Annotated in this window: 16 protein-coding genes; 3 read left to right on the top strand and 13 right to left on the bottom strand. The window is 57.6% G+C overall.

Features of this window, described 5'->3' with window-relative positions:
- Positions 1 to 134: 134 nt before the first annotated feature.
- The 4 genes from ACZ5D1_RS01730 to carB form a co-directional block, all read right to left on the bottom strand.
- A complete protein-coding gene (locus ACZ5D1_RS01730) occupies positions 135 to 665 on the bottom strand; it encodes an acyl-CoA thioesterase (protein ID WP_011366477.1) in 531 nt (176 codons plus the stop codon).
- Between the two features lie 148 nt (positions 666 to 813).
- Positions 814 to 1818, bottom strand: a complete 1005-nt coding sequence (locus ACZ5D1_RS01725; RefSeq protein WP_027182482.1) for a KpsF/GutQ family sugar-phosphate isomerase — start codon at positions 1816 to 1818, stop codon at positions 814 to 816.
- 138 nt (positions 1819 to 1956) lie between these two features.
- Positions 1957 to 3345, bottom strand: a complete 1389-nt coding sequence (purF, locus tag ACZ5D1_RS01720; RefSeq protein WP_011366475.1) for an amidophosphoribosyltransferase — start codon at positions 3343 to 3345, stop codon at positions 1957 to 1959.
- 4 nt (positions 3346 to 3349) lie between these two features.
- Positions 3350 to 6613: a carbamoyl-phosphate synthase large subunit gene (gene carB / locus ACZ5D1_RS01715; protein ID WP_455696521.1), complete on the bottom strand. Its 3264-nt coding sequence runs from the start codon at positions 6611 to 6613 to the stop codon at positions 3350 to 3352.
- Positions 6614 to 7002: 389 nt separating this feature from the next.
- On the opposite strand from carB, the gene hisH reads away from it, so the two are divergent.
- The 3 genes from hisH to ACZ5D1_RS01700 all read left to right on the top strand — a co-directional run bounded on the left by hisH (position 7003) and on the right by ACZ5D1_RS01700 (position 9065).
- On the top strand, positions 7003 to 7644 hold the full coding sequence (hisH, locus tag ACZ5D1_RS01710) for an imidazole glycerol phosphate synthase subunit HisH (protein WP_011366473.1): 642 nt from the start codon (positions 7003 to 7005) through the stop codon (positions 7642 to 7644).
- Entirely contained in the window at positions 7634 to 8413 is a 780-nt protein-coding gene (gene hisF / locus ACZ5D1_RS01705) for an imidazole glycerol phosphate synthase subunit HisF (protein ID WP_011366472.1), read from the top strand. Before hisH ends, hisF begins: the two co-directional genes overlap by 11 nt.
- A 211-nt stretch (positions 8414 to 8624) precedes the next feature.
- Positions 8625 to 9065, top strand: coding sequence for a GNAT family N-acetyltransferase (locus tag ACZ5D1_RS01700; RefSeq protein ID WP_464555704.1), 441 nt, complete (start codon positions 8625 to 8627; stop codon positions 9063 to 9065).
- A gap of 186 nt (positions 9066 to 9251) precedes the next feature.
- On the opposite strand, the gene ACZ5D1_RS01695 is transcribed toward ACZ5D1_RS01700, so the two are convergent.
- The 9 genes from ACZ5D1_RS01695 to ACZ5D1_RS01655 form a co-directional block, all read right to left on the bottom strand.
- Positions 9252 to 10472 (bottom strand): response regulator, encoded by a 1221-nt coding sequence (locus tag ACZ5D1_RS01695; RefSeq protein ID WP_011366470.1) that lies wholly within the window; start codon positions 10470 to 10472, stop codon positions 9252 to 9254.
- A 44-nt stretch (positions 10473 to 10516) separates the two neighbouring features.
- The gene (locus ACZ5D1_RS01690) at positions 10517 to 10945 is read right to left on the bottom strand and encodes a response regulator (RefSeq protein WP_011366469.1); all 429 of its coding nucleotides are present in this window, start codon (positions 10943 to 10945) and stop codon (positions 10517 to 10519) included.
- A 78-nt stretch (positions 10946 to 11023) separates the two neighbouring features.
- The gene (locus tag ACZ5D1_RS01685; protein ID WP_011366468.1) at positions 11024 to 12499 is read right to left on the bottom strand and encodes an SLC13 family permease; all 1476 of its coding nucleotides are present in this window, start codon (positions 12497 to 12499) and stop codon (positions 11024 to 11026) included.
- 31 nt (positions 12500 to 12530) lie between these two features.
- Positions 12531 to 13079, bottom strand: coding sequence for a hypothetical protein (locus ACZ5D1_RS01680; protein ID WP_011366467.1), 549 nt, complete (start codon positions 13077 to 13079; stop codon positions 12531 to 12533).
- 34 nt (positions 13080 to 13113) lie between these two features.
- Complete coding sequence (locus tag ACZ5D1_RS01675; RefSeq protein ID WP_011366466.1) at positions 13114 to 13497, bottom strand: response regulator; 384 nt, start codon at positions 13495 to 13497, stop codon at positions 13114 to 13116.
- Positions 13498 to 13520: 23 nt separating this feature from the next.
- Positions 13521 to 13961, bottom strand: coding sequence for a DNA-binding transcriptional response regulator (locus ACZ5D1_RS01670; protein ID WP_011366465.1), 441 nt, complete (start codon positions 13959 to 13961; stop codon positions 13521 to 13523).
- A gap of 300 nt (positions 13962 to 14261) precedes the next feature.
- Positions 14262 to 14897: a hypothetical protein gene (locus ACZ5D1_RS01665; protein ID WP_464555701.1), complete on the bottom strand. Its 636-nt coding sequence runs from the start codon at positions 14895 to 14897 to the stop codon at positions 14262 to 14264.
- Positions 14898 to 14986: 89 nt separating this feature from the next.
- Positions 14987 to 15355: a response regulator gene (locus ACZ5D1_RS01660; RefSeq protein ID WP_011366463.1), complete on the bottom strand. Its 369-nt coding sequence runs from the start codon at positions 15353 to 15355 to the stop codon at positions 14987 to 14989.
- Between the two features lie 3 nt (positions 15356 to 15358).
- Positions 15359 to 17089, bottom strand: a complete 1731-nt coding sequence (locus ACZ5D1_RS01655) for a sensor histidine kinase (RefSeq protein WP_011366462.1) — start codon at positions 17087 to 17089, stop codon at positions 15359 to 15361.
- Between the last annotated feature and the right edge of the window lie 11 nt (positions 17090 to 17100).

Raw genomic sequence — 17100 nt, 5'->3', positions numbered from 1 at the left:
AGGTCTGGCGGGGCGTCACTTTCTGCCGGTATCCGTACGGCAGGATAAAAAAAGCAAAAAATGTTCCGCAACAGGCGCAGCGCGGCATGCACACACAGCACTCCACAAAAAAATCACTGCCCGTCCGCGGTGCATCAGTACAGTTCTTTCACGCCTTCATCACGGGCCAGAGTCTGCCCTTCCTGCGACAGTTTTTCGCGCCGCCGCTCTTCGCGCCGCACCTCGCGCCGCATCAGGGCTTCGCGGTTACGGCGGTGCTGCTCGGGCGTTTCCAGTATCAGGCCCGGCACTGCAGTCGGTCTGCGATTTTCATCCATGGCCACAAATGTCAGGTATGCCGAAGCAGCATGCCGCACCTCGCCCGTGAGCAGGTTTTCAGCCTCCACACGTACCCCCACTTCCATGGACGTATTACTGACCATGTTCACGCTGGCCTTCAGCACCATAAGCTCTCCCACATGTACGGCAGCCTTGAATTCCATCCTGTCGATGGACGCGGTGACCACCGTGCGGCCTCTGGCGTGACGCATGGCCGCCACGGCACCGGCAAGATCGATATGCTTCAGAATGGTGCCGCCGTGGATGTTGCCGGCGGGGTTGGCATCCTGCGGCAAGCCTCTGTGCGTCATAATGGTATCGCTGTCGCTCACCTTACGATCATTCATAATATACCTCCGGTATCCTGCCGGCAGCGCGGCCTGCATACGGTGCACGCGCCCGCAGACAACAGGGTATGCACCGCCGCAGCCGCGTCCCGTACACAGCATACAAAAACGGCGCACCGCGGTGCGCCGTTACCATGCCACGGGCCTGTCAGCGCGAAAATTTAACTCCGCCCTTGCCCAGCAGGTCATGCAGGTGCACAACCCCCAGCAGCAGTCCGTCATCACCGGTGATGGGCAGCACGGTGATAGCTTTTTCTTCCATCATATCAATAAGCTGCGCCACTGAAAATTCTTTTCTGGCGGTCAGCGGACTGCGTACCATCACATTGGCCACCGGCGATGCGGTTTCCACGCCCGCCTCGCGGCAGACCATGCGGCGCACGTCGCCGTCCGTCAGAATGCCCGACAGGCGCCCCTGACCATCCGTCACCAGCACAGTGCCCAGCCGTCCCTCGTCCAGCACGCGCAGCGCTTCTCCCGTCCGCACGGTCTCGCGCACCACGGGCAGGTTTTCGGTATGCATCAGACTTTCCACCCGCATACTCAGCCGGTGCCCCAGCGAACCGCCCGGATGAAACCGCAGAAAATCATTTTCAGTAAATGATTTCCAATGGATAAGACATACAGCAAGGGCGTCGCCCATGGCCAGCACAGCCGTGGTGGAGGCAGTGGGCGCAAGATTGAGCGGGCACGCCTCGCGGCGGACGCCGGTATCAAGCACCACATCGGCACTCTTTGCCAGCGTGGACTCCAGTCCGCCTGTCATGGCGATAAGCGAAGCCCCCAGACTGCGCAATGCGGGCAGAATGGCGTTCAGTTCGTCAGTCTCGCCGGAATTGGATATGGCGATGATGACATCATCACTGCGCAGCATGCCCATGTCGCCGTGCGCACCTTCCACAGGGTGCAGAAAAAAAGCGGGAGTTCCTGTGGACGACAGCGTGGCCGCCAGTTTGCGGCCCACCAGGCCGGATTTACCCAGCCCGGTAATGACAACGCGGCCCGTGCAGCGTGCCATCAGTGTCAGCGCATCCACAAAACCGCCGTTCAGTCTGTCGCGCATGGCGGCAATGCCTTCAATTTCAATATCCAGCACCTCGCGCGCCAGCGGAATCCAGTCCGTGCGGCGGGTGCATTGTGCGTCCTGAGTCATAAGTTCGGAATCCCTGTTATGAGTTGCATCGCCTCCGGCCAGGGCTGTCGGATACACACCGGATGACGCTGCGATAAAAAAAGCGCATGCGGGCACACCGTGTCCGGCACGGCAGCCCGCATGCACAATATGTCGTATTTAGCAGCCGCACTCAAGGCACGACTTCAGATTTCCTTCGCACTGCAACGGGTAGCTGCCGGTAAAGCATGCCAGACAATAGTCATCCGGCGTACTGACCGACTTGAGCAGCCCCTCTATGCTGATGTAATGCAGGCTGTCCAGACCGATAAAGCGTTCTATCTCTCTTACGGAATGGTTGGCCGCAATCAGTTCACCCTTGGAGGCAAAATCAATGCCGTAGAAACACGGAAACTTGATGGGGGGGCAGCTCACGCGGAAATGCACTTCGCGGGCGCCCAGCTCCCTCAGTTTTTTCACGCGGGTGCGGATGGTGGTACCCCGCACGATGGAATCATCCACAATGATGATGCGCTTGTCCTTGATCATATCCTTCACAGGGTTGATCTTCACCCTTACGCTGTAATCACGCATATCCTGCGAAGGCTGGATAAAGGTGCGGCCCACATAGTGGTTGCGGATCATGGCATGCTCGTACGGCAACCCCGACTGCTGGGCGTATCCCACGGCGCAGTATACGCCGGAATCGGGAAAAGGCATGACGAAGTCGGCATCCACCGGCGCTTCCGTGGCCAGCTGCTTGCCCATGGCTTTACGGCAGAAGTAGACATTTTCTCCGAATACCATGGAATCGGGGCGGGCAAAGTAGATCAGCTCGAAGATACAGTGGTGGCGCTTTTTGCCCATATCCATATCATAGCTGTGCACCTTGCCTTTATCGATGACAATCATCTCGCCCGGCTTGACGGAACGGATAAGCTCCGCCTCCAGCAGATCAAAGGCGCACGATTCACTGGCAAAGACATGCGCGTCGCCCACTTTTCCCAGCAGCAAAGGACGAAAGCCGTGCGGGTCACGCACGGCTATCATCTTATCATTGGCCAGAATAAGCAGCGAATACGCACCGCGTGCCTCGCGGCAGGCAGCCATGACGGCTTCTTCGACAGTGCCTCCGTTCATGTGCTTGGCAATCAGATGGACAATCACCTCGCTGTCGTTGGTCGTCTGGAAAATGGAGCCGCTTTCTTCCAGTCTGGAACGAAGCTCCACAGTGTTTACCAGATTACCGTTGTGGGCGATGGCTATATCCATGTTTTTATAGCGCACACGGAACGGCTGGGCATTGCGCAGCAGCGATGCGCCGGTGGTGGAATAGCGGGTGTGGCCGATGGCGATATCGCCTTTGAGTTCTTTGCTCAGATGCCGTTCATTGAACACTTCCGGCACCAGCCCCATGCCGCGTTCTTCACGCAGGGCCGAACCGTCCCATGTTACAATGCCCGCACTTTCCTGCCCGCGGTGCTGCAGCGCATACAGTCCGAAGTAGGTCATGCGGGCGGCTTCGGCATGGTTGTATATGCCGAAGACGCCGCAGTATTCACGTTTCATGATATTATTTTTCCCCGCATACGGGCGCTTCGGTGCTGCCCGCGTAGTATTCCTGCAGGCTTTTCACGGTAAGCCCGCAGCGGCGCTGCTCGGCAATGGCCCGCGCGATGGCGTGCGCACCGGATACCGTGGTGCTGTAGGGTACCCCGTACAGCAGCGTCGCCTGCCGGATGTCCTTGGAATCCTGAACAGTACGCTTTCCGGAGGCGGTGTTCACCACCAGCGAAACCTCGCCGTTCTTTATGAAGTCCACAATGTTGGGTCTGCCCTCGTACACCTTGTACACAGGCGTGCATGAAACATTGTTTTCTTCCAGCAACTTGCATGTGCCTTTGGTGGCCAGCACCTCAAACCCCAGACCGGCGAACACACGCGCCACTTCCACAACGTAGGGTTTGTCCTTGTCGTTGACGGAAATGAAGACCTTGCCTTCCTGCGGCAGTTTCTGTCCGCCGGCGATCTGCCCCTTCATAAAGGCTTCCTCAAAGGTACGGCCCATGCCCATCACCTCGCCCGTGGAACGCATTTCGGGGCCAAGCAGAATATCGACACCCGGGAAGCGCTTGAACGGGAAGACGGATTCCTTAACGGAGAAGTAGCCTCTGCGGCGCATGCTCCACGGGTCGAGTTCGCGCAGCGGCGTTCCCATCATCACCTGTGTTGCCAGACGGGGCAGCGGCACGCCCGTGGCCTTTGAAACAAAAGGCGCGGTGCGCGAAGCGCGGGGGTTGACCTCAAGGATGAACACGCGTCCGTCCTTGATGGCGAACTGAATGTTCATGAGTCCCACCACCTTCAGCTCTGTTGCCAGCGCAACGGTCTGACGGCGGATTTCTTCCACAATATCAGCAGGCAGCGTGTGGGGCGGAATCACACAGGCAGAATCGCCGGAATGAATGCCCGCCTCTTCGATATGTTCCATAATGCCGGCAACGTAGGTATCGCACCCGTCGGAAAGGGCGTCCACGTCAACCTCTGTGGCGTTTTCAAGAAACTTATCGATAAGTATGGGATGCTCCGGAGCTTTGCCCACCGAGTTGGCAAAGTACGTCCGCAGCTGTTCCGCATCGTAAACCACTTCCATGGCACGTCCGCCCAGCACGTAGCTGGGGCGCACAACCACGGGGTATCCGATGGTCTCGCTGGCTTTCAGAGCTTCTTCCAGCGACATCACGGTGTCGTTGGCAGGCTGCAGCAGATCCAGCTTCTGAATGAGCGCCTGAAAACGCTCGCGGTCTTCGGCACGGTCGATGGAATCGGGATGTGTACCCAGAATGGGCACACCGGCGCGCATGAGCGGCACGGCGAGGTTCAGCGGTGTCTGCCCGCCGAACTGCACTATGACACCGTCCGGCTTTTCAGCTTCCACAATGTTCATGACATCCTCAAAGGTCAGCGGCTCGAAATACAGCCTGTCCGAGGTGTCGTAGTCGGTGGAGACGGTTTCGGGGTTGGAGTTGACCATGATGGACTGCACGTTCATATCGCGCAGAGCGAACGATGCATGACAGCAGCAGTAGTCAAACTCGATGCCCTGCCCGATGCGGTTGGGTCCGCCGCCGAAGATGATGACCTTTTTACGGTCGTCGGCCACAAGCTCTCTGCCTGTTTCGTATGTGGAGTAATAATACGGCGTATAGGCTTCAAACTCGGCCGCGCAGGTATCCACCAGATAATAGGTGGGCCGGATGCCCATGGACTTGCGCAGATCGCGCACGGCGGATTCGGGCAGCTTCCACATTTCGGCAAGCTGTCTGTCGGAAAAACCGTATTCCTTGGCCCGCTTCATCAGCGACACAAGGTCGGGGTTCTCCGCCACCATGGAGTTTGCCAGCGCAAATCCCTTGAGGGCCGCTTCCATGTCCAGCACGTCTTTGAACTGCCGCAGAAACCAGGGGTCGATGGCCGTGATTTCATACAGCTCTTCCAGCGTGAATCCGGCCAGCATGGCCAGACGCAGCCAGAATATGCGTCTGGAGTTGGGCGTGCGCAGCCGCGGCATGATGTCTTCACGCGCGGGCAGCTCTTCGCGGTAGTTGCCCCCGAAACCGGCAGCGCCCACTTCGAGCGAACGCAGACCTTTCTGCAGGGCTTCCTTGAAGGTACGGCCTATGGCCATGGCTTCGCCCACGCTTTTCATGGCGGTGTTCAGTTCGTCGCGCGAACCGGGGAATTTTTCAAAGGTGAACCGCGGCAGCTTGATGACGCAGTAGTCGATGGACGGCTCGAACGACGCCATGGTCTCGCGGGTGATATCGTTGGGAATTTCGTCCAGCGTATAGCCCACTGCCAGCTTTGCCGCGATTTTGGCTATGGGAAAGCCGGTGGCTTTGGATGCCAGTGCGGAAGAACGCGACACACGGGGGTTCATTTCGATGACCACCATGTCGCCGTTTTCGGGGTTGATGCCGAACTGCACGTTGGAACCGCCGGTTTCCACGCCGATTTCACGCATGATGGCAATGGAGGCATCGCGCATCATCTGGTATTCGACATCGGTCAGCGTCTGGGCAGGTGCCACGGTGATGGAGTCGCCGGTATGCACGCCCATGGGATCGATGTTTTCGATGGAGCACACGATGACGCAGTTGTCATTGCGGTCGCGCATGACTTCCATCTCATATTCTTTCCAGCCCAGCACAGACTGTTCCACAAGGATTTCGCTCTGCATGCTGGCCGCAAGGCCCTGCGAAGCGATTTCCTCAAGGTCTTCCATGTTGTAGGCTATGCCGCCGCCGCTGCCGCCCAGAGTAAATGCGGGCCGCACAATAAGCGGAAAGGGCATTTCGGCGCCCAGCCTGCGCACGTCGTCCATGGTGCGGGCTATGCCGCTGGCGGGCACTTTCAGGCCTATGTTGGCCATGGCCTGACGGAAAAGATCGCGGCTTTCCGCCTTGTTGATAACGTCACGGGTGGCGCCTATCAGTTCCACGCCGCACTCTTCCAGCACGCCTGTTTCGGCCACGGCAAGCGCCGTGTTCAGGCCGGTCTGACCGCCCAGAGTGGGCAACAGCGCGCAGGGTCGCTCTTTGCGGATGATGGCGGCGACGGTTTCCGGTTCAATGGGTTCGATGTACGTCCGGTCGGCAAGACCGGGATCGGTCATGATGGTGGCGGGGTTGGAGTTGACCAGCACCACCTCGTAGCCTTCTTCCTTGAGGGCCTTTACGGCCTGAGTTCCGGAGTAGTCGAATTCGCAGGCCTGTCCGATGACAATAGGCCCCGAGCCGATGACCATAATACGCTTGAGGTCGGTCCGCTTTGGCATTTCGCTTCGCTGTATGTCGTCTTGGTTAGGTGTTACACCATAAGGCGGACGCGCGAAAAAGCTGGTGAACAATCACGCTTTCCGGGCAAGGCAGTCCGGCCGCAGACGTTGCGGCACAGGGTGCGACAGCCTGCGCGCCCCGCAGTACCAGGCGAGAAAAGAAGCCCGCGGGCATCCTTTTGTGATTGTTGAGGAACATGCACACGAAGCCTATGCCCCGTCAGCAATCCCGCCTTTATACCCTTTGATGCCCCACAAACGCAAGCACCAGAGTTTGCCCTGCCGTCACAGAATGTGCCCGCGACGTTATAGAGTGCAGGAAACGCTTGCTCTTTACGGCGTGAAGCTGATAATTGCCGAGTACCTAAACCCCGCAAGAGGAGGGAACCATGCTTGCGATCCTGAAATACAAGGCCGGCAACCAGACAAGCGTGCGCCGAGCCCTGAACCACATCGGGATCCCCAACGTGATCACGGCGGACCCCGCCGAGATCGCCGCCTCGGAAGGCATCATCTTTCCCGGCGTGGGGGCCGCCGGACAGGCCATGGACGAACTGACGGCCGCCGGACTTGACGCTGTGCTCAAAGAGCAGGTGGAAGCAGGCAAACCGCTGCTGGGCATCTGTGTAGGTTGCCAGATAATGCTGGACTACAGTCAGGAAAACGATACCCGTACGCTGGGCATCATTCCCGGAGAATGCCATCTGTTCAATCCCGCGCTGGAAGACGAAACCGGCGCGCCCATCCGCGTACCGCACATGGGCTGGAACAGAGTGATACCCAGAAAGCCGTGCGCACTTTTCAAAGGCATTTCCGATGATGCCGAATTTTATTTTGTGCACAGCTACTTTCCCAACCCGCAGCCGGACTATGTCATTGCCACCACGACGTACGGCAAGGAATTCTGTTCTGTTCACGGCGGGCCGGGGCTGTGGGCCGTCCAGTTCCATCCGGAAAAAAGCGGCAGACCCGGACTGAAGCTGCTCAGCAACTTCCACGCATACTGCAAGGAGGCCGCCAATGCTCAGTAAACGGATTATCCCCTGCCTTGACGTGCGTGACGGCCGCCTGACCAAGGGCATAAAATTTCAGGGCAATGTGGACATAGGCGACCCCGTGGAAAGCGCCAGACGGTACTACGAACAGGGCGCCGACGAGATTGTTTTCTACGATATCACCGCATCGCACGAAGGGCGCGGTATCTTTCTTGATATTGTGGAAAAGGTGGCTTCGAGCATTTTCATACCTTTTTCCGTGGGCGGCGGCATAAACACCGTGGACGATATGCGCGACGCGCTCAACGCCGGTGCGGAAAAGGTTTCGGTCAATTCCGGTGCGGTGAAAGACCCTGACATCATCAGCAAAGGGGCCGCCCGTTTCGGTTCGCAGGCCATTGTGCTGGGCATGGATGTCAAACGCGTGGCCCCGACAGAAGCCATCCCCTCGGGGTACGAAATCGTCATCCACGGCGGACGCAAACACATGGGCATGGACGCGCTGGACTGGGCGAAAACAGCAGAAGTGCTGGGTGCCGGTGAAATCTGCGTCAACTCCATAGACGCCGACGGTACCAAGGACGGCTACGAACTGACGCTGACCCGCATGATAAGCGATGCCGTGCAGATTCCCGTCATCGCCTCGGGCGGGGCCGGACATCCTGCGCATATGTATGACGCCCTGACCAAAGGCGGCGCTTCTGCAGCGCTCATCGCGTCCATTGTGCATTACGGCGAATACACCATACCCGACCTGAAAAAACAGATTCAGGCCATGGGCTGCAAAATGCGGCTGACCTGGTAACACCCCTGCAATGCAGGCCGCCGGCAATGCACACCCGGTGAAAAGCGGGTTGCGTACCGGCCACGGACTGCCGTCGGCAATGCGCTTTAACGCACGACGCTGTCTGCTTCTGCGCTGTTTACTTCTGCCCGCCATGCGCTCATGCGCTGCATGGCGGGCTGTTTTTTCCGCTGACAACACCGCCTCGCGCGGCACGCCACAGGAACATTCAATGAGCATACGTCCCGCCACCCGCCGTGATACCGAAGCCATACTGGACATCTGGCTTGAAGCGTCCATCGCGGCGCACAGCTTTATCGATGCCGCATTCTGGCGCGACAGCATTGAAGCCATGCGCACCGTCTACCTGCCTTCGGCCACAACAGTTTGCGTATACGACACACCGCAGGGCATCACGGGTTTTTACGCACTGCACAAACGCCATCTGGCCGCGCTGTTTGTGGCGCCACGGCGACAGCGCAACGGCACAGGACGCAGCCTTTTTGCCCATGCACTGCGTCAGGCGGGCGGCCTGACACTTAATGTCTACGCCGAAAACCGGCAGGCCTGCGACTTTTATCTGGCGCAGGGGTGCACCATAGCAGCCCGCAACACCGACCCGCACACCGGCAGGGCAGAATACATAATGACCTGTGCCCCCGCAGAGGGATAAAACCCGCAGCGGTGTGAGCCGCTGATGCCGCAGTACTAAAAACGCCCCGGACGCGCCACATGCGCGCCGGAGCGTTTTTCCTGTGTGAGCCTGTACGGTCACAAACTCAGAGTGCGGAAGAATCGCCTGCGGGCACTTGCCCGCAGAAACCGGCGGTTCTTTTACAGAACCGCCGGCGGGTTATCATCAGGCGCTTTTCAGGTTCTGACGCGCCTTGGTATTTGCTTTAAGCAGTACGGAACTGAGCTGTTCGATATCCACGGGTTTTTCCAGATACGCGAATGCACCCAGCTTCATGCATTCTTCGCGGTCCGCTTCCGAACCCTGACCGGTCAGAATGATCACTTCCACTTCGGGACGGGTTTCCTTTACGCGGCGCAGTACTTCCTTGCCGTCCACTCCGGGCATTTTCAGGTCAAGAATCATCACTTCCGGCTGATCGCGTTCCACGATCTCCAGTGCCGATTCACCGTCATATGCCACGGCGGAACCCATTTCGCGCACTTCCAGCCGCTGCGAAAGCGTCTGGGCAAAGTCGCGCTCATCGTCCACCACCAGCACTCTGTTGGGCAATTCAAAATTGCACTGCCGGTAAATGGACGGGGTATGAATGTCACGGCCGCCCACCACACGCACGTCATCCACTCCGGGCATGTCGATAACAGCAGCCCGCAGCGTGGTGCCCAGCCGCTCAAGGTCGGACACATGACCGTTGACCGTCAGTGTGACCGTGCCGGCATCTGCCGCCACAGCCACAAAATGGCCCTTGGTGGCCAGCTGCACTTCCACCTGAGCAGCCAGCAGCGCATCCTGCGCTGTTTTTCTGCTGCGGGCGTCGGGTTGCACGGCCTCACGGCCCAGCATTTCCTTCACAAGGGCGGCAGCCTCCAGCGGGGTGCTTTTATCCACGGGTATGACAATGTCATACAGCCCGGCAGCCCACGGGTCGGTATTGCCGGTCAGGGTGTTCACCCATTCCGCGGCATCGGAATCACCTGCGCGCATGGTTTTCTGCGCGTCGCTCTCTGATATGCCCAGCGTTGCGGCAGCCGCAAGCCGTGCATCCCTGTTGGCGATAAGACACACCTTGAGCGCGTGTTTTACCGCAGCAGGCACCATCATGGCGGTAAACCCGCCGAACATGACGTTTTCCTTGACCAGATATTCAGCAACAATCATGCGGAACCACGCTCTGGCGCGTTCCCTGTCGTTGGTGAACGAATTGAAGATGGACGGCTTGGCGTCGAAAGCCTTGCGCAGGCGCGACGCACTGATGCCGGAACGGCGCGAAGCCTCTTCAACCACGGTGTCATCAGTAACAAAACTGTATCCGGTAGCCTCCCGGATGGCGCTCAGGTACTGGTCTTCGTGGCAGTAGATCCCATAGTGGACAGCGATGACAGACATAGTTCCTCTCCTTACACCTGCATGGTCGGCCGGGGCGGTCCTGCTTACCACCCTTTCTCTTCGAGAATGGCCTGAATCTTTTCACGGGTCTTTTCTTCCGCGATGACCAGCTTTTTAGCGCTGGCCTCTTGGATTTTTTCCGTCAGACTGTTGATGTCGGCGGACTTTTCCACAAAATCCATGGCGCCGTGTTTCATTACTTCAACACCGCGCTCCACGGTGGCATGACCTGTCAGCACAATGACCTGAACATCGTCATTGGCATCTTTCATGCGTTTAAGGGTTTCCAGCCCGTCCAGTTCGGGCATCTGAAAATCAAGCACGATGGCATCGAACGACCGGCGCGCCACCAGAGCCAGCGCCTCGATGGGCGATGTGGCAGTGGTCACATCCATACCGCGGGCACGCATGCGTTCTGCCAGCGCATCCAGAAATTCCTGTTCGTCATCGACGATAAGCACTTTTTCAGACATATCCGTTCTCCTTCGATAAGGATCATATCCGTATGCCGGAGCACGGCACGAAGCCGCACTCCGGCTTGTATCAGGCAGTTACATGCCTACTCTGGGCACGGTGATGGGCATGCCCATAAGCGGCCAGACCACCAGAACGAAAACCCCGACCACTACCAGCAGCAGCGCACTGGCGACCAGCCCGTACTTGAAGAACTCGCCGGAAGTGAACTGACCGGAATCGTACGCGATGGCGTTGGGGGCCGCCCCCACCAGCAACAGGAAGGGCATACCCGCCACAACCAGCGCACCGAAGAGAATAACCTCGGGCGATACGCCGAGATACGGCGCTATAACCAGCGCCACCGGCAGCGATATGGCTATGGCGGCCACGTTCATGATGAAGTTGGTCATCATCAGCACAAAGAAGCAGATGCTCATGACAAAGACAAACCAGTGGGCTTTTTCGAACATGACCAGCCAGTTGACGGCCAGCCACTTTGCCGCGCCGGTTTCCCACAGGCAGTAGCCTATGCTCATGGCGCCCGCAAACAGCAGGATGATGTTCCACGGCACATCTTCAAGATCCTTGATATCAAGAATCTTGAACACGAAAAACGCGATGCTGGAAATGAGGATGATGGCCGTTTTGTCCAGCATTTTAAGCATGGGGAAGAACGACCGCAGGCTCATGACCAGAATGACAATGCCCACGATAAGGGCGGCCATGATTTCCTTGCGGGTCAGGGGCCCCATCTGCTTGTTCAGTTCTCTGGCCTTTTCACGCAGTCCGGGTATGGTGTCGCGTTCGGGCTTGCAGAAAATCATGAAGAAGCCCCACAGCAGAAACACCATGAGCCAGCCGATGGGGGCCATGTAGTAGGTAAGCTCGAAGAACGAGACCTCGGTACCCACTATCTCCTTGAAAAAGCCTACGGCCACGGCACCGCGGGCGGCACCGAGCAGCGTGATGATGGAGCCTGCGCCGGCCACATAGGCCATGCCGATGAACAGCCCCTTACCAAAACGGGTCTTGCTGCCGGTGTCGTCGTACAGAGCATAAATGGCCAGCAGCAGCGGATACACGGTGGCCGCCACCGCAGTATGTGCCATAATATGCGTCAGCAGCGCGGTGACCACAAACACGCCCAGATAGATGCGGCTTGTTTTTTCACCCACGACCATCAGCATTTTATAGGCAAGTCGCTTTGTCAGGCCGGTTTTGGTAAACACCAGACCGATCATGATGGAAGCAAAAATAAAGAGCACCGACGGGTCCATGAAGTCCTTGAACGCTTTTTCGGGCGGACGGACAAAGAAAAGAACCTGCAGCACGCCGATACCCAGACTGGTGATGCCGATGGGCACCACCTCGAACACCCACCACAGACCGGCAAACATAAATACGGCAAGAGCACCCTTGGCCTCTTTCGAAAGCGGGAACCGTTCACCCAGCGGATCCACCGCATCCGGCCACGCCGGAGAATAGTAGATCACCAGAAAAGCAGTCACCCCCAGCAACATGAAGCACAGTCTCTTCCAGTCAAACGATGTCGATTGAGCTTTGGTAGACATACGTTGTTCCTTTTTCAAAAAAGCACCCCGGCTAGCCGGCGGCACACTCCGTAATTTTTGTTCTCAGATAGTCGAAAACATCGCCCAGACGCAGCACACCCGTCACTTTCCCCTCTTTGCGTACCAGCAGCGGCTGGTGCACACCCAGAATGTAGCGGTGCAGTGCGTGTTCCACCGTGTCGGATTCCTCCACGTATTCGCTCTGTTCAGGCACATGCATGATGTCTGTTATTTTGCACGAGCCCGCTTTGACACACAGCGAAGCCGTGGGGTCGGACCACAGACCGAAGTCGCGGATAAGCCGGTTCACAAGGTCGGAAGTAAGCGTTCTGCCCTGATAGCGTTCAGGGTCCACATGCTCGTACTTCGGCTCAAGTGATTTGAACACGTCCAGCATGGTCAGCTTTGCGACCACCATGCCGCCACGTGTCACCAGCACGTCACGGTGCGGTTTACCGGTGCCTTTTTCGCGGCAGTGCTGCTCCAGCGCCATAAACGCATCGGCCAGAACACCGCCTTCTTCGATGACAACATACTCGGAAACAGGGATCATAACATCCCGTACTAAGGGTGTTTCCATACATCCTCCATTGCTAGGCGGCCCTGCAAGGGGCCTACTCCGCGCCCTGCAGCGCCGCTTCCTCGGCAGCCGCCGCAATGACCTCAGAGAGCTGACTGATGTCCACCGGCTTATTAAGATACTCGTAAGCACCAATAACCCTGGCAGAATCCTCGTCCTTACGGCCTCCGTGCCCTGTCAGCATAATAACCTGCATCCGCGGACATTGTTTGCGGACATGACGCAGCACTTCCAGCCCGTCCATGCCGGGAAGCCTGAGATCAAGAACCATCACCGATGCCCCGCAGTCATTCACAATCTGCAATGCGTGCTCCCCGTCATGAGCCGTGTCCACGGTCATGCCGCGGATTCGCAGACGTTCGGCCAAGGTCTGTACAAAGTCGACCTCGTCATCCACCAGCAAAACGTGAATAGTCATGTCAGTCTCCACCCTTGTTTTCCCTAACCGCGCCCCTGCGGGCTGCCTTTGCCGGACTGCTGCACGCCTGTGCATTGTCTGCGGCGTCTGGCAAGCTTTGCCTGTCCCACTGCCAGAGACAGCCTGACAAGCAGCGCATCCAGCGCAAAAGGGATATAGATGTCATCAAAGGCTCCGTTTTTCATGCCTTCAATGGAAAGTCGCACCTGATTTTTCCGTACCATCAAGATAACCTGTGCGCAGGCATCAGGACGACCCACCTGGGTCAGAAACCGCATCACCTCGGACCCCACCTCTTCCGTGCCGAAAACCAGCACGTCTGTTTCCGGCGCAAACAACATCATGCGCGCCTCGTCCAGACTGCGGCAGACGGTGCAGGCTATGCCCAGCTCCGCCAGCCTTCCGGTCAGGTTGTCCGCAAACTGCCGGTCGGAATCATACACAGCCACCACAGCGTTTTTCATGCCTGACCCTCCCGGAGCATCGCCACGGTGTATGAATCCGGTCGGGCGCCCTGCAAACCTGCAGCGCCGGATGCATACAATGCCGTGCCGCGGCACGGTAAGGATGAAGGCATTTCCAGACAGCTTGTGTATCTGCGCATGAATCGTTCCTTGTCTTTGTGAAAATAAAGGCAAGGAACGTGCCAACAGAGAGTGAGTAGTTATCTTGGTACATTAAACCGATTGTTAAAAAAAGCACACACTATGATGAAACAAAATAAATCAATCATGGCGCCCAAGCCAGATACGATTTAATACATTTTAAGACGCAAAAAACGTTTCGATTTGTCCGACTGATGAATCAGACCGCAGAAAACCGCCGGCACCGGCCAGAAGAGACTGAGCCAGTGCCAGTTCGGGAGAGCTGTCAGGCTGCGGAAGGGGACCGCCGCTGACATTGAAACGCACCGTAAGCCCGCTGCCCGCAGCCTCGCCCGTCAGCGTGACGGAAGAAGCAGCAGGAAGCACCCCGAAAAGCGCATCCATCACGTGGAAAAGCACCATCTGAAACTGTACGGGATCGGTGGAAAAAGAAATGCCCGCAGGAGTCATCCCGTGGGCAAGCGAAATCTCTTTGAGCCGTGCAAAACGGCTGCAGATGAAAACAAAATAATCAAGCCATTCGGCTGCATTAAGTGTGGCAACAGGGGTGTCGGGGCTGTGGGCCAGACGCGAAAGAGCAGCGCATATGTTCATACCCCGCTTTGCCTGCGTGCCGATACGCCCCAGACTTTTTTCAAAGATTTCCCGTCTGGGAAAATCCTCCTTGTGCATCATCAGCACATCTTCCAGCAGCCCGCCCGACTCGCGCATGGTTGCCAGCACATTGCGCATTTCATGCGTCAGGGCCGCGGTTATGCGCCCCATGTACGCCGCCTTGTCTTGCTCATGCGTCATGAGCCCTCCCGTTTACGGTACCGTGCCTGCCACACGGCACGCGTTTTCACGAGCCGGCACCTGTCCGCGCGACCTGCCGACGGGCAGCATCAGGCGCCGTTAACGGCTTCGTGAATTTTACCTATAAGGTCGTCAATGCTGATGGGCTTGACCAGATAATCGAACGCCCCCAGCCTCATGCCTTCAATTCCATCCCTTGTAGAGCCCTTTCCTGTCAACAGGATAACGGGCAAATCGGGCATATTTGTGCGCACCTGCCGCAACACGTCCAGCCCGTTCATGCCGGGCATCATCACGTCAACCACCATAACGTCCGGCCTGTGCGCGGTAACAAGACGCAGCGCCTCTTCCCCGTCGGTGGTCACATCGGCCTGCAATCCGCGCAGCCGCAACCGCTCAGCCAGCGTTCCGGCAAATTCAATTTCATCGTCAACCAGCAGCACCTTCAGCTCAGACATCGCCTAAGACTCCTCCTGCGGCTTTGCACGCTTGGGCAGTTCAATGGTGAACGTCGATCCCTTGCCTTCCTCGCTGGCAACCGCAATGCGCCCGCCCAGCTTCTGCACGATACCATAGGTGATCGCCAGTCCAAGACCGGTGCCTTCCGCACCCTTGGTGGTAAAGAAGGGTTCGAATATATGACTCAGCACTTCATCAGACATTCCCACGCCGTTGTCCGTTATCAGCACGGCAACGGTATCCAGATCGACGGAGCGGGTGGTTATCTGCACCCTGCCGCCGTTATCAACTGCCGCTATGGCGTTATTGATGATATTCAGAAAAACCTGCTGCAGCTGTCCGCGGTCGGATGAAATACGCGGCAGATCGTCATCCAGATTCAGTTCAAGACTGATATTGCGGTACAGGCTCTCTTTTTCCAGAAAACCGAGCACCTCGCGCACAATCTCGTTGACGTCCAGCGGTTCGACCTGCACTTCCATGCGGCGGGCAAAGCCCAGCAGCCGGTGCGTAATGGTGCGGCAGCGCGAAACGGACTGCAGCACAGAGGCCACAAGCTCGGGAAATTTCGCCCTGATGATCTCATCGTTTCCGTGCTCCATCAGGTCATTCATCAGCCCTGCTTTCTCGTTGATGATGGCAAGCGGGTTGTTTATTTCATGTGCCACTCCGGCAGCCAGCCGTCCGATGGAAGACAGCTTGTGCGCATGTTCCACCTCGCGGAACGCCGCCGCACGCTTGTCGTCCGCTTCGCGTATGCGGCGCACCAGCACGCCCGTCAGAGCCCAGACCACAAAAACAATCAGCACCGTGCTGCCCAGAAATAACGTGAGCATTTCCATGCGCAGCTTGTTCCACGCCTTGTATGCCACACTTATGGGCTGCACCAGCACAAGCGTCAGCTCCGGATTGCCGAAATTCACATGCCCCACAAAAATCTTCTGCCCGTTCAGTCCGGTGCTTTCCACCACTTCGGGCTGATGCGTGCCGGGCCCCACCGTTATGGCAGCCTTTTCCAGCACCTTGCCGAAATGCCGCGAGTCGGTCTGCATCACACCGGCCCTGTTGATAAGAAAAGCGTCGGACTGGGAGCCAAGCCCCATGGCGGCTATGAGTTCTTCAAACCGGTCGGTGTTGATGGTGGCCCGCACCACCCAGCGCGCACCGTCTTCGTCCAGATGTTCCACTGCTATGGCCACATGCGGGATACCGCGGTATCCCATGAACACATCACTGATGTATGTGCCGCGCACACGGACCTGCTGAAACCAGTCCTGACCGGAATAATCTTTGTTTTTAAGATCATACGGACCGACATAGCTTACCTGCGTGCCGTTGGCGTTTATAAGCCCGAAGTCCACAAAGCCGGCCAGTTCTTTTTTGGCGGCGTGGTACACACGGTTCAGGGCTTTTTCATCTTTAAGCTGATCGTAGGTATAGGCTCCGGCTATAAAAGCCACGGAAGCCAGCCGTTCATGCAGAAAAAGCTCAAAAGAATGGCGTGTCTTGTTTATCAGGGTCCGCACCTGGCTTTCCGCCTGATTTTTGAGCGAATCCTGATACATGAAAAAGTTTATGGCAGCCATCAGCGCCAGCGGCACCACCGAGACGGACACAATCAGAATGATAATATTGCGCCGCAGATAATAATACCTCTGCGACGACTGTGTGCCGCCCAGCGGGTCAAACAGCCGGACGAGCCAGCCCTGTCTGCTGCAGTGTTGCTGCTCCATGGCAACCCCTT

Source organism: Oleidesulfovibrio vietnamensis (assembly GCF_055388115.1).
This window is presented reverse-complemented; position numbering and strand designations above follow the sequence as displayed.

Bases quoted from the DNA above. Each gene is read 5' to 3' on its own strand.
- hisF (WP_011366472.1), top strand. From the start codon at position 7,634: ATGCTCAGTAAACGGATTATCCCCTGCCTTGACGTGCGTGACGGCCGC.
- ACZ5D1_RS01690 (WP_011366469.1), bottom strand. From the start codon at position 10,945: ATGTCTGAAAAAGTGCTTATCGTCGATGACGAACAGGAATTTCTGGAT.
- carB (WP_455696521.1), bottom strand. From the start codon at position 6,613: ATGCCAAAGCGGACCGACCTCAAGCGTATTATGGTCATCGGCTCGGGG.
- purF (WP_011366475.1), bottom strand. From the start codon at position 3,345: ATGAAACGTGAATACTGCGGCGTCTTCGGCATATACAACCATGCCGAA.
- ACZ5D1_RS01730 (WP_011366477.1), bottom strand. From the start codon at position 665: ATGAATGATCGTAAGGTGAGCGACAGCGATACCATTATGACGCACAGA.
- ACZ5D1_RS01695 (WP_011366470.1), bottom strand. From the start codon at position 10,472: ATGTCTGTCATCGCTGTCCACTATGGGATCTACTGCCACGAAGACCAG.
- ACZ5D1_RS01680 (WP_011366467.1), bottom strand. From the start codon at position 13,079: ATGGAAACACCCTTAGTACGGGATGTTATGATCCCTGTTTCCGAGTAT.
- ACZ5D1_RS01685 (WP_011366468.1), bottom strand. From the start codon at position 12,499: ATGTCTACCAAAGCTCAATCGACATCGTTTGACTGGAAGAGACTGTGC.
- ACZ5D1_RS01670 (WP_011366465.1), bottom strand. From the start codon at position 13,961: ATGAAAAACGCTGTGGTGGCTGTGTATGATTCCGACCGGCAGTTTGCG.
- ACZ5D1_RS01660 (WP_011366463.1), bottom strand. From the start codon at position 15,355: ATGTCTGAGCTGAAGGTGCTGCTGGTTGACGATGAAATTGAATTTGCC.
- ACZ5D1_RS01665 (WP_464555701.1), bottom strand. From the start codon at position 14,897: ATGACGCATGAGCAAGACAAGGCGGCGTACATGGGGCGCATAACCGCG.
- ACZ5D1_RS01725 (WP_027182482.1), bottom strand. From the start codon at position 1,818: ATGACTCAGGACGCACAATGCACCCGCCGCACGGACTGGATTCCGCTG.
- hisH (WP_011366473.1), top strand. From the start codon at position 7,003: ATGCTTGCGATCCTGAAATACAAGGCCGGCAACCAGACAAGCGTGCGC.
- ACZ5D1_RS01655 (WP_011366462.1), bottom strand. From the start codon at position 17,089: ATGGAGCAGCAACACTGCAGCAGACAGGGCTGGCTCGTCCGGCTGTTT.
- ACZ5D1_RS01675 (WP_011366466.1), bottom strand. From the start codon at position 13,497: ATGACTATTCACGTTTTGCTGGTGGATGACGAGGTCGACTTTGTACAG.
- ACZ5D1_RS01700 (WP_464555704.1), top strand. From the start codon at position 8,625: ATGAGCATACGTCCCGCCACCCGCCGTGATACCGAAGCCATACTGGAC.